The organism is Streptomyces sp. NPDC093089, assembly GCF_044754405.1.
In the GTDB taxonomy this organism is placed as follows: domain Bacteria; phylum Actinomycetota; class Actinomycetes; order Streptomycetales; family Streptomycetaceae; genus Streptomyces.
In genome coordinates this window covers 35,201-46,658 of record NZ_JBIVPA010000007.1, presented here as the reverse complement: position 1 = coordinate 46,658, position 11,458 = coordinate 35,201, and the positions used below count along the sequence as shown (strand labels likewise).

The window sequence follows — 11,458 nt, the reverse complement described above, 5'->3', positions numbered from 1 at the left end:
AGGGGTCGGTACCGGCCTCTCCGTCGTCGTGCGGGCCGCTCAGCCCTCGGCGGGGACGGGGGCGTGCAGCGGTGCCGGGCCCGGGTCCGGCCGGACCCGCGGCGCGGGGGCGGGATCGGCCGCGGCGAGGAGTGCCGGTGCCGGCTCGGGGGCGGTGCCGGGGACCGCCTCGACGACCGCGGCCGTGCGGCGCTCCGGGAGCAGGTCGAGGACCGCCTTGCGGTGCGCCTCGCTGGTGGCGTCGTCGTACGGGTCGGGCGTCGCCGGCACCTGGAGGCGCAGGACCGGGCCGGTGCCGAGGCGCGCGTATCCCCGGCCGGGTGGGACCTCGGCCGTGGGCGTGGTGTGCGGCGCGGTGCCGAGGACGGCGGCGATCTGCTCCGGGTCGGCGGGGCCGAGGGCGATCCGGGCCCTGGTGTGGGTCCGCACCGCCTCGCCCAGGGTGTCCGTGCTGTCGAACTGCTCGGCGACCACCACCGTGACCTGCGCCGCGCGCCCGTGCCGGAGCGGCACCTGGAGCAGCTCCTGCGGGTCGGGGCGGCCGTCGGCGGCGGCCAGGTGGCCGAGGACGCTCGGCCGGTCGAGCAGGATCCACAGCGGCCGCCGGGTGTCCTCCGGCGCCGGCTGGCCCGCCTGCCGGGCCCGGTTGGCGGCGATGAGCCGCCGCTCGGTCTCGTGCGCCGCCCACTCCAGGCTGGCCAGGGAGCCGGCGAGGCCGCACTCGACGGCGAGGACCCCGTCGCGGCCGGTGAGGCAGGCGTACTCGCCGGTGCCGGCGCCCTCGACGATCAGCACGTCCCCGTGGGGGAGGGCCTGGAGCGCGATCGAGCGCAGCAGGGAGGTGGTGCCGCTGCCGGGCTGCCCCACCACGAGCAGGTGCGGCTCGGTGGAGCGGGGGCCGGTGCGCCAGACGACGGCGGGCGCGTCCTCCGTGCCGTCGGCGGCGACCACGGGCACGGTCCGCCGCACGGCGTCGGCGTCGGTGAAGCCGAGTACGGTCTCGCCGGGCACGGTGACGAACCGCTGGGCGGCGATGGTGGTGGGCAGGGCGGGCAGCACGCTCATGTCGAGCCGGTTGCCCTCCTCGTCCCAGTCGAAGCGGTACTCGCGGCCGCGCCCCGACTTGGCGTGCAGCAGGTGCTCGATGCGGGCGCGCGCGGCGGGCTCGCCGTCGGTGAAGTACGGCGGGTAGGCGATCCGCAGCCGGTTGATCCGCCCGTCGTCGTCGAAGGCGTACTCCCCGAAGGCGCCGCTCCATTCGCCGCCGTGGGAGAAGAGCGGGGAGGGGTCGTCGGGGACGGAGAAGTACGGCACGAGGGCCTCGTACAGGCCCTTCAGCCGGGCGATCTCGGCGTCGTCGGGCCCGGTCTTGACGACCGGGCGTTCGCGCCCCTTCCACGCGGCCGCGCCCATGAGCGTCACGAGCGCGAGGAGCGGCCCGTACGGCATGAGGGCGACGACCAGGACGCAGGCCGCGACCAGGAGCAGCGTGGGACCACGCCGCTCCTTGGGGGTCGCGGCCCACTTGGCGCGCGCGGTCGCGGCCAGCTTCCGCAGACCACGGGAGACCGTGATCAGCGGATGGAGCACGTCGGTGGCGCTGTCGGCGGCCGTGCGCGCGATCTCTCGACTGCGAGCGATCTGTGCGCTGCCGCTGCTCAGAATGCGGGGGAGTGGTCGCCGGGCCACGAAGTACTCCTGAAGTGGTGGAAGGGACGGAAGGGCGTCAGAACTTGATCCCGCCCAGGAGGCCGGCGAGGCTCTGGCCGCCCGCCGTGATGCTCGGTGCGATGGCGGTGCCCGCGAGGTAGAAGCCGAACAGCGCGCTGACGAGGGCGTGCGAGGCCTTCATCCCGTCCTTCTTGAAGAACAGGAAGCAGATGATGCCGAGCAGGACCACGCCTGAGATGGACAGGATCATTGGGTGTTCTCCTGGTTGAGGGGACAGTCACCATGAGTCCTTCCAGCTTCACAGCAAGTATCTATGTGACTAAAGGTGCATGCGGGTGAAAAGCTGGTGTTTTCACTTGACCGGCGGACGCCGCGCGCTTCCCCGGGTGGCGAAATGCCCGCGGTGCGTTAGAGCGTGTCCCGGTGATCGGGCCGGGGGTGGGCTGCGGTGATCTTTGCCGTGGACGGGCGCGGTCATGTCATCGAACGGGCAGTACCCTGTCGATTCACTCGTACGGCGGCGCTTGCCGTGCGCAGCTCGGAACAGTGGTCCACGTGGCCGCGTCAACACAGCAGGAGAGGCGGTCCCACCTGATGAGCGAGACTCCGGACCCCGAGGTCATCGAGCTGGCGTCCAAGGTCTTCGACCTCGCGCGCACGGGTGACGCCGCCGCCCTCGCCGCCTACGTGGACGCGGGCGTTCCGGCCAACCTCACCAACGACAAGGGCGACTCCCTCGTCATGCTCGCCGCCTACCACGGCCACGCCGCCGCGGTCTCCGCCCTCCTGGAGCGCGGCGCCGACGCCGACCGCGCCAACGACCGGGGCCAGACCCCGCTCGCCGGCGCCGTCTTCAAGGGCGAGGACGCGGTGATCCGGGCGCTCCTCGCCGGCGGCGCAAATCCGGAAGCCGGGACTCCGTCCGCCGTCGACACCGCCCGCATGTTCGGCAAGGCCGAACTCCTCGAGCTGTTCGGATCCCGGTGAACGGGTACTGAACCCCAGGTGAGAGCGGCATCGTAAATGTGGTCGCGGCGGCGAAACGGCTGGGTCATCATGACGTCGGGCCCGGCAAATCGGGCCACCGACGAGAGGCAGAGGAAGATGGTCACTGGCAAGCGCAGGACGACGGGCGGCCCGACATGTTGCCGCACGGCCTAGGCGTACAGCGATGTACCGCCTGACCCGGGTCATCCCGGTATCCCCCGGTCGTGTCGACAGCTTGATGTGAGGCGTCTTCCCATGTTCGATCCAGTCATAGCGCCGAGCGGCACCCTGCTCGGCCTGCTGCAGCGGGGCCGCGGCGACGGCACCCTGCACGCGCTCGCCGCGCCACGCGCCGAGGCCCTCGCGGCCCTCAACCACTGCGTTCTCGACGACCCCCGCCACGACTGGCAGGTCGAGAACCGCTCCCTGTACTACGCCCGGCTCTACCTGGACCTCCACGGAGGCCTCGACGAGATCCAGGCGCACCTCTTCGGCGCCGAGGACCACCTCGACACCGAGGAGTCCCGGACCGGGCTCGCGCTCGCCGTCCTCGGACACCTCGCCTCCTACGGACGCCAGGACGCCCTGCTCCTGCTCCGGCGCTACGCCGCGACCGGGACCAACTGGGCCTGGGCCCTGGACGAGCTGGCCCTGCGCGACGACGACACCGGACTCCGCGCGCTCGCCCTGCCCGTACTGGCCCGCTTCCCGGCCGGCCCGGAGGGCGACGCCGAACTGGCCGCCACCGTGCGCGACGCCTACGAGCCGCGCCCGTGGCGCCTGTGGGCCGAGGACCCGCGCGACGCCGTCGGCGCCCGCGTCAGGGCCGCCCGGGAACAGGGCTCCTTCGACCGCTGGCAGCGCCAGATGAGCCCGACCGGACCCCGCCCCGGCTGGAGCGTCCGCGCCGTCCTCGACTGGGCGCAGGAGGGATACGAGCGCGGCGCCGTCCTCGACGGCCCCGCCGCCCGCTGCCTCGCCGCCGTCGCCGGACCCGAGGACCGGCCCGAGCTCCTCGCCGCCGCCCGCCACGGCGCCGTGGGAGCGCGCGGCGCCGCCCTGCACCACCTCGCCGCGTCACGGGACCCCGCCGTCCTCGACCTCGTCGAGGCCGCCGCCGACGGAGACTCCTCCGCCGTCGCCGAGGCCGCCGTCGCCGCCTACCGGCGCATGTGCGGCGAGGACGCGGTCGCCCGCGCCCGCGCGTGGGTCCGGCGCACCGACGCCCTCGGCGCCGCCGCCGCCGAGGTCCTCGCCTCCCGCGGCACCGCCCAGGACGCCACCCTCGTCCTCGGCGCGCTGCGCGGCACCGTACGCTCCGCGGGACCCGACGCCCCCGAGCTCGCCGTCCTCGTCGACGGGGCCGGACGCCTCGGGATCGCCTGCGCGGCCCCCGTGCTGCGCCACGTCTACCGCGAGACCGCCTCCTCCCAGCTGCGCGGCCGCACGGCCCGCGCCCTCGCCGCCACCGACCCCACCTTCGCGACCGGCTTCGCCGTCGAATGCCTCTGGGACTGCGAGGAGACCACCCGCGAGGTCGCGGCCCTGCACGCCGAGACCGGTGACGTCCGCGTCGCCGAGCGATTGCGCCGCCTCGCCGCGGACCCGGCCGAGGAGGCCGAGGTGCAGACCGCGGTGCGCAACCGGATAGGGCCCGACCTCCAGGTCTGACCCGGCCCCCGTCAGCGACAGGTCCGACCAACCCCTCCCGGCCCGACCTGAGCGACCCGGTCACCCGCCACCCGGCCCCGGGGCGGCGCGGCCCGCGGCGGAGAACCCGCCGACCGAGGCCCCGCCCCGGGCGGCCGGCGGCCCCTTCCGGCCCCGGCGGGAAACGCTCACGGGACGTTCCCTCCCCGTCCAGATCGACGTCGGCGGGTACACGCCAAGTGCGACGACAACACCCGTATGCGTGTCGTCATCGTCACCGAATCCTTCCCTCCCGACGTCAACGGTGTGGCGCACTGCGCCCTGCAGACCGCGCGCCACCTCGCCCGACGGGGCCACGCCCCGCTTGTCATCGCCCCCGCCGTCGCCGACCCGGCGGCGGACGCCGACGCGCCCTGCGCCGTCGTCCGGGTGCCCTCCCTGCCCCTCCCCGGCTACCCCCAGGTCCGCGTCGCCCTGCCCAGCCGCCGGGTCGCCGCCGCCATCGCCGCGCACCGCGCCGACATCGTCCACCTCGCCGGCCCCTTCGTCCTCGGCGTGCGCGGCATGACCGCCGCCGCCCGACTCGGCATCCCCGCCGTCGCCGTCTACCAGACCGACCTCGCCGGCTACGCGCGCACGTACGTGGGGACGGGCGAGGCCACCGCCTGGCGGCGCCTCCGCGCCGTGCACGGCGCCGCCGACCGCACCCTCGCCCCGTCGTCCGCCGCCGCCCGCGACCTGGCGGACCACGGAGTCCACCGCGTCCGGCTCTGGGGGCGCGGGGTCGACACCGACCGCTTCCGACCGGAACTCCGCGACGAGACACTCCGCCGCGCACTCGCCCCCGGCGGGGAACTCCTCGTCGGCTACGTGGGCCGCCTCGCCCCCGAGAAGCGGGTGGACCTGCTCGCCGGCGCCTGCGCGCTGCCCGGAGTACGGGTCGTGGTCGTCGGCGACGGACCCAGCGGAACGTCCCTCCGCACCGCGCTGCCCGGCGCCCGGTTCCTGGGCCGCCGCACCGGCGACGACCTCGCCCGGATCTTCGCCTCGCTCGACGTGTTCGCCCACACCGGCCCGTACGAGACCTTCTGCCAGACCGTCCAGGAGGCCATGGCGAGCGGGGTCCCGGTGATCGCCCCCGCCGCCGGCGGGCCGCTGGACCTCGTCGACCACGGGCGGACCGGGCTCCTCGTACCGCCCCGCGACCCGGAAGCGCTGCGGGACGCCGTCGCCTCCCTCGCGGCCGCACCGGAGAGACGCGCGGACCACGGCCGGAACGGCCGGGCCGCCGTCGAGGGCCGCACCTGGGAAGCCCTCGGCGACGAACTCATAGGCCACTACCGGGAGGTCCTGCGCGAGCGGACGGCGGTGGCGGCGTGAACGGACTCCGCACGGACGACGGCGCACGTGCCGCCGGCTCGGACACCGCTGTCCGGGACGCCCGCTCCGCACCGGGCGGCGGGCTCCGGATCGTGCGCCTCGCCAACTTCGTGACCCCCACGTCGGGCGGCCTGCGCACCGCGCTCGACCGGCTCGGCCGCGGATACCTGGAGGCCGGACACGAACCGGTCCTCGTCGTCCCCGGCGACGCCGCGGGCGACCACCTCACCGAACAGGGCCGGGTCGTCACCCTGCCCGGGCCCGTCCTGCCCGGCACCGGCGGCTACCGGGTCCTCGCCGACCGGCGCCGGGTACGCCGCCTCCTCGACGACCTCGCCCCCGACCGGATCGAGGTCTCGGACCGCACGACCCTCCGCTGGACGGGGGAGTGGGCACGACGCGCCCGCGTACCGGCCGTCATGGTCTCCCACGAGACCGCGGACGGGGTGCTGCGCACCTGGGGCGTGCCGCCCGCCCTCGCGGCCCGCGCGGCGGACCGGCTCAACCGCCGCACGGCCTGGGCCTTCGCGCGGATCGTCTGCACGACGGAGTGGGCGGAGCGCGAGTTCGTACGGATCGGGGCCCGCAACGTCGTACGGGCCCCGCTCGGCGTCGACCTGGAGCGCTGCCGGCCCGGCCGCCGAGGCACCGCGCTGCGCGCCCGTTACGCGGACGGGCAGCGGGTGGTGCTCCTGCTGTGCTCGCGCCTCTCCGTCGAGAAGCGGCCCGGCACCGCCCTGGACGCCCTGGAGGCGCTGCGGGACACGGGCATCGCCGCCACGCTCGTGGTCGCCGGAGACGGGCCGCTGCGGGCCGCCCTGGAGCGACGGGCCCGCGAGCGGCGCCTCCCGGTGCGGTTCCTCGGGCACGTCGCCGACCGGGAGGCCCTGGCCGACCTCCAGGCGGCCGCCGACGTGTGCCTGGCACCGGGACCCGCGGAGACGTTCGGCCTCTCCGCCCTCGAAGCCCTCGCCTGCGGTACTCCGGTCGTCGCCAGCGCCTCCTCCGCGCTGCCCGAGGTCGTCGGCACCGCCGGCGCCTCCGCGGCCGACACCCCGGCCGCCTTCGCCACCGCCGTCCGGGGCGTCCTCGCCATCCCGGAGGCCGACCGGCGGCGGGCCGCACGCGCGCGTGCGGAAGGCTTCTCCTGGGACCGCTCCGTCACCGCCTTCCTCCGGGCCCACGACGCCCTCCCCGCCCCCGACCCCCGCCGCTCCGAGGAGACCCGCCGATGACCGGGAGCAGCCCGGCCCGCCGGGCGGAGGAGGGGCCCGTCCGGGGCGGGACGGCGGCCGGGGCGGTGGCCTCCGCCCCTTACGTGCCGCTCCGGTTCGCCGTCCTGGGCGACTCGCTCAGCGAGGGGATCGGCGACCAGGTGGACGGGGAGTGGCGGGGATGGGCGGCGCTGCTCGCCGAGGGGCTCGCGGCGGAGGGGCGGCGGACGGAGCTCCTGAACCTCGCCGCCGGAGGGGCCCTCAGCGCGGACGTCGAGGGCGGCCAGGCCACCCGCGCCCTCGCCTTCCGGCCGCACCTCGCCTCCGTCGTGGTCGGCGTCAACGACACCCTGCGCCACACGTTCGACATCGGGCTCCTCGCCCGCCGCCTCGACCGCGTCTGCGCCGACCTCGACGCCGCCGGAGCCGTACTCCTGACCGCCTGCCTCCCCGATCCCGGCCGGATGCTCGGCCTGCCGCCGCCCCTGGCACGGCCGCTGGCCCGCCGGCAGCGCTCCGTCAACGCCGTCGTGCACGCGCTCTCCGCCCGGTACGGAGCCGTCCACCTGCACCTCGCCGACCCGGCCTGGACCGACGACCGCACCCTGTGGAGCGCCGACCGGCTGCACCCGGGCGAGCGGGGCCACCGGGCCGTCGCGGCGGAGTTCCACCGGCTCCTCGCCGCCCGGGGGCTCGCGCACGGTGCGCCGCCCGCGCGGGAGCCGGCCGAGCCGCCACCGACGCGGTCCGAGACCCTGTGCTGGCTCGCCACCGCGGGCACCGGCTGGGTCCTGCGGCGCAGTCACGACCTGCTGCCGCAGCTCGTCCTGCTTGCCGCCGCCGAACTGCGCCACTGGGCCGACGGCAGCGGCGGCGCGCCCCTCGACGCGCGCGCGGAGGCCGAGCTCGCCGCCGCCCTCGCGGCCACAATGGGGAGATGGACGGGCGCTGGGAGTTCTGGATCGACCGGGGCGGCACCTTCACCGACGTCGTCGGGCGGCGGCCGGACGGCCGGCTCGTCACCCGCAAGCTGCTCTCCCACGACCCCGCGCGGCGTCAGGACGCCGCCGTCGCGGGCATCCGCCTCCTGCTCGGCCTGGGACCCGACGAACCCGTGCCCGCCGACCGGATCGCCGTCGTGAAGATGGGCACCACGGTCGCCACCAACGCCCTCCTGGAGCGGCGCGGCGAACCGACGGTCCTCCTCGTCACGGAGGGCTTCCGCGACGCCCTCCGCATCGCCTACCAGAACCGGCCCCGGCTCTTCGACCGCCACATCGTGCTCCCCGAGCCGGTCCACGCGCGCGTGATCGAGGTCCCCGAACGGACCGACGCCCACGGCGGGGTCGTCCGCCCCCTGGACGAGCCGGCCGTGGCCGAAGCCCTCGCCGCCGCCCACCGCGACGGCTTCCGCTCCGCCGCCGTGGTGCTCCTGCACGGCTACCGCCACCCCGAGCACGAGACCCGCGTCGCGGCGGCCGCCCGCGCCGCCGGCTTCACCCAGGTCAGCTGCTCGCACGAGGTCAGCCCGCTCATCAAGCTGATCCCGCGCGGGGACACCACCGTGGTCGACGCCTACCTCTCCCCGACCCTGCGCCGGTACGTCGACGAGGTCGCCCGCGAACTCGCCGGCATCCGCCTCATGTTCATGCAGTCCAACGGCGGACTGCGCGAGGCGGCCCACTTCCGGGGCAAGGACGCCGTCCTGTCCGGGCCCGCCGGCGGCGTCGTCGGCATGGTCCGCACCTCGGCGGCGGCGGGACACGACCGGGTCATCGGCTTCGACATGGGCGGCACCTCCACCGACGTGTCGCACTACGCCGGGACCTTCGAGCGCGAACTCGGCACCCAGGTCGCAGGGGTGAGGATGCGCTCCCCGATGATGAGCATCCACACCGTCGCGGCGGGCGGCGGCTCCGTCCTCCACTACGACGGCCGCCGCTTCCGGGTGGGCCCCGACTCGGCGGGCGCCGTCCCGGGCCCCGCCTGCTACCGCCGCGGCGGCCCGCTCACCGTCACCGACGCCAACGTCATGCTGGGCCGCGTCCAACCCACCCACTTTCCGGCCGTGTTCGGCGACGCCGGGGACCGGCCCCTGGACGCGGACGTCGTGCGGCGGCGGTTCACGGACCTCGCCGCGGACATCGGCGACGGCCGCACCCCCGAGGAGGTCGCGGCCGGCTTCCTGGAGATCGCCGTCCTCAACATGGCCAACGCGGTCAAGAAGATCTCCGTCCAGCGCGGCCACGACGTCACCCGGTACGCCCTCACCAGCTTCGGCGGCGCCGGCGGCCAGCACGCCTGCGCCGTCGCCGACGCCCTGGGCATCGACACCGTCCTCGTCCCGCCGCTCGCCGGAGTGCTCTCCGCGTACGGCATCGGCCTCGCCGACGCCACCGCGATGCGGGAGCGGTCCGTCGAGGCGGCGCTCGACGATCCCGGGACCCACGCGCGCGTGACGGCGCTCTGCGACGAACTCGCCGACCGGACCCGGGAGGAGCTGCGTTCCGACGGACTGCCCGACGAGGCGATCAGCACCCGCGCGCGCGTCCTCCTGCGGTACGCCGGCACGGACGCGGCCCTGCCCGTGGACCTCGCCCCCGCCGAAGCGATGAAAACCGCGTTCACAGCGGTCCACCGGGCGCGGTACGCCTTCACCCTGGACCGGGAAGTCGTCGTCGAGGCCGTCTCCGTGGAGGCCGTCGGCACCGCCGGCCCGCTCGGCCCGGTGCTCGTCGACCCGACGGAACGCGCCGGCCCGCCGGAGCCCGGCACGACCGTACGGATGCACAGCGGAGGCACCGCCCACGACGCCCCGCTCCACCGGCGCGACGCCCTGCGGCCGGGCGACGCCGTGGACGGCCCCGCGCTGATCGCCGAGGCCGACGCCACGACCGTCGTCGACACCGGCTGGCGGGCCACCGCGACCGACGCAGGCCACCTCCTCCTGCACCGCGTCACCGCCCGCCCCGCGCGCGTGGCCGCCGGCACGGACGTCGACCCCGTCCTCCTGGAGGTCTTCGACAACCTCTTCATGGCCATCGCCGAACAGATGGGCGTCCGCCTCGAGAACACGGCCCAGTCGGTCAACATCAAGGAACGCCTCGACTTCTCCTGCGCCCTCTTCGACGCCGAAGGCAACCTCATCGCCAACGCGCCCCACATCCCCGTCCACCTCGGCTCCATGGGCGAGTCCATCAAGGAGGTCCTGCGGCGGCGCGGCGACGACCTGCGCCCCGGCGACGCGTACGCCGTCAACGACCCGTACCACGGCGGCACCCACCTGCCCGACGTCACCGTCGTCACCCCCGTCTTCGACGACACCGGCGACGAACTCCGCTTCCTGGTCGCCTCCCGGGGCCACCACGCGGAGATCGGCGGCATCACCCCCGGCTCCATGCCCGCCTTCAGCCGGACCGTCGACGAGGAGGGCGTCCTCTTCGACGACTGGCTGCTCGTGAGGGACGGCCAGCTGCGCGAGACCGAGACCCGGGCCCTGCTCACCGGCGCCCGCCACCCCTCCCGCGATCCCGACACCAACATCGCCGACCTCCGCGCCCAGATCGCCGCCAACGAGAAGGGCATCGAGGAACTGCGCCGAGCGGTCGACGAGTTCGGACTCGACGTCGTCCGGGCCTACATGCGCCACGTCCGCGCCAACGCCGAGGAGTCCGTGCGCCGCATCGTCGCCCGCCTCCACGACGGCGCGTACCGCTACGAGACCGACGGCGGCGCGGTCATCGAGGTCGCCGTCCGCGTCGACCGCGAACGGCGCTCCGCCGTCCTCGACTTCACCGGCACCTCGCCGCAGCTGCCCGGGAACGCCAACGCGCCCACCGCCGTCGTCATGGCCGCCGTCCTGTACGTCTTCCGCACCCTCGTCGACGAGGACATCCCGCTCAACAGCGGCTGCCTGGAGCCCCTGGAGATCCGCGTCCCGCCCGGCTCCATGCTCGCGCCCGTCCACCCGGCAGCCACCGTCGCCGGGAACGTCGAGACGTCCCAGGCCGTCACGGGCGCCCTGTACGCGGCCCTGGGCGTCCAGGCGGAGGGCTCCGGCACCATGAACAACGTCACCTTCGGCAACGCGCGCGTCCAGTACTACGAGACGGTCGCGAGCGGTTCGGGCGCCGGGGACGGATTCGACGGCGCCGACGCCGTCCAGACCCACATGACCAACTCCCGGCTCACCGACCCCGAGGTCCTGGAGTGGCGCTACCCCGTCCGGGTCGACTCCTTCGCGGTACGGGAGGACAGCGGCGGTCGCGGCCGCTGGCACGGCGGCCACGGCGTGGAGCGGCGCATCCGCTTCCTCGAACCGATGACGGTGGCCCTCCTCACCGGCCACCGCAGGGTCCCCCCGTACGGCATGGCCGGAGGGGAGCCGGGCGCCCTCGGAGAGAACCTCGTGGAGCGCGCCGACGGCACGGTCGAGCATCTCGGCGCCGCCGCCACCACCGAGGTGGGCCCCGGCGACGTCCTGGTCCTGCGCACCCCGGGCGGCGGGGGCTACGGCCCGCCGACGAAGGACGCGTGAGGCCCCACAGCCGCACGCG

Annotated in this window: 7 protein-coding genes and 1 pseudogene; 6 read left to right on the top strand and 2 right to left on the bottom strand. The window is 75.6% G+C overall.

The genetic code is table 11. The annotated features are described in order from the left end of the window. Positions 1-39: 39 nt before the first annotated feature. Positions 40-1,689, bottom strand: a complete 1,650-nt coding sequence (locus ACIQFX_RS17405) for a hypothetical protein (RefSeq protein WP_402463928.1) — start codon at positions 1,687-1,689, stop codon at positions 40-42. Between the two features lie 37 nt (positions 1,690-1,726). Then, entirely contained in the window at positions 1,727-1,921 is a 195-nt protein-coding gene (locus ACIQFX_RS17400; RefSeq protein ID WP_015032212.1) for a hypothetical protein, read from the bottom strand. 344 nt (positions 1,922-2,265) lie between these two features. Between ACIQFX_RS17400 and ACIQFX_RS17395 the strand changes: the two genes are divergently transcribed. The 6 genes and pseudogenes from ACIQFX_RS17395 (at position 2,266) to ACIQFX_RS17370 (ending at position 11,439) form a co-directional block, all read left to right on the top strand. Then, positions 2,266-2,658: an ankyrin repeat domain-containing protein gene (locus ACIQFX_RS17395; RefSeq protein WP_376487377.1), complete on the top strand. Its 393-nt coding sequence runs from the start codon at positions 2,266-2,268 to the stop codon at positions 2,656-2,658. Between the two features lie 255 nt (positions 2,659-2,913). Continuing rightward, positions 2,914-4,329, top strand: a complete 1,416-nt coding sequence (locus ACIQFX_RS17390) for a HEAT repeat domain-containing protein (protein ID WP_402463926.1) — start codon at positions 2,914-2,916, stop codon at positions 4,327-4,329. Positions 4,330-4,566: 237 nt separating this feature from the next. Then, positions 4,567-5,688, top strand: a complete 1,122-nt coding sequence (locus tag ACIQFX_RS17385) for a glycosyltransferase family 4 protein (protein WP_402463924.1) — start codon at positions 4,567-4,569, stop codon at positions 5,686-5,688. Further along, positions 5,685-6,923 carry a glycosyltransferase gene (locus ACIQFX_RS17380; RefSeq protein ID WP_402463922.1) on the top strand — a complete coding sequence of 413 codons (1,239 nt, stop codon included), beginning with the start codon at positions 5,685-5,687 and terminating at the stop codon, positions 6,921-6,923. The genes ACIQFX_RS17385 and ACIQFX_RS17380 overlap by 4 nt, the downstream gene beginning before the upstream one ends. Then, positions 6,920-7,507 (top strand): annotated as a pseudogene (locus tag ACIQFX_RS17375) (SGNH/GDSL hydrolase family protein); the annotation flags it as partial. The gene ACIQFX_RS17380 and the pseudogene ACIQFX_RS17375, both read left to right, overlap by 4 nt. Before the next feature lie 332 nt (positions 7,508-7,839). Continuing rightward, positions 7,840-11,439, top strand: coding sequence for a hydantoinase B/oxoprolinase family protein (locus ACIQFX_RS17370; protein WP_402463920.1), 3,600 nt, complete (start codon positions 7,840-7,842; stop codon positions 11,437-11,439). Positions 11,440-11,458 lie beyond the last annotated feature (19 nt).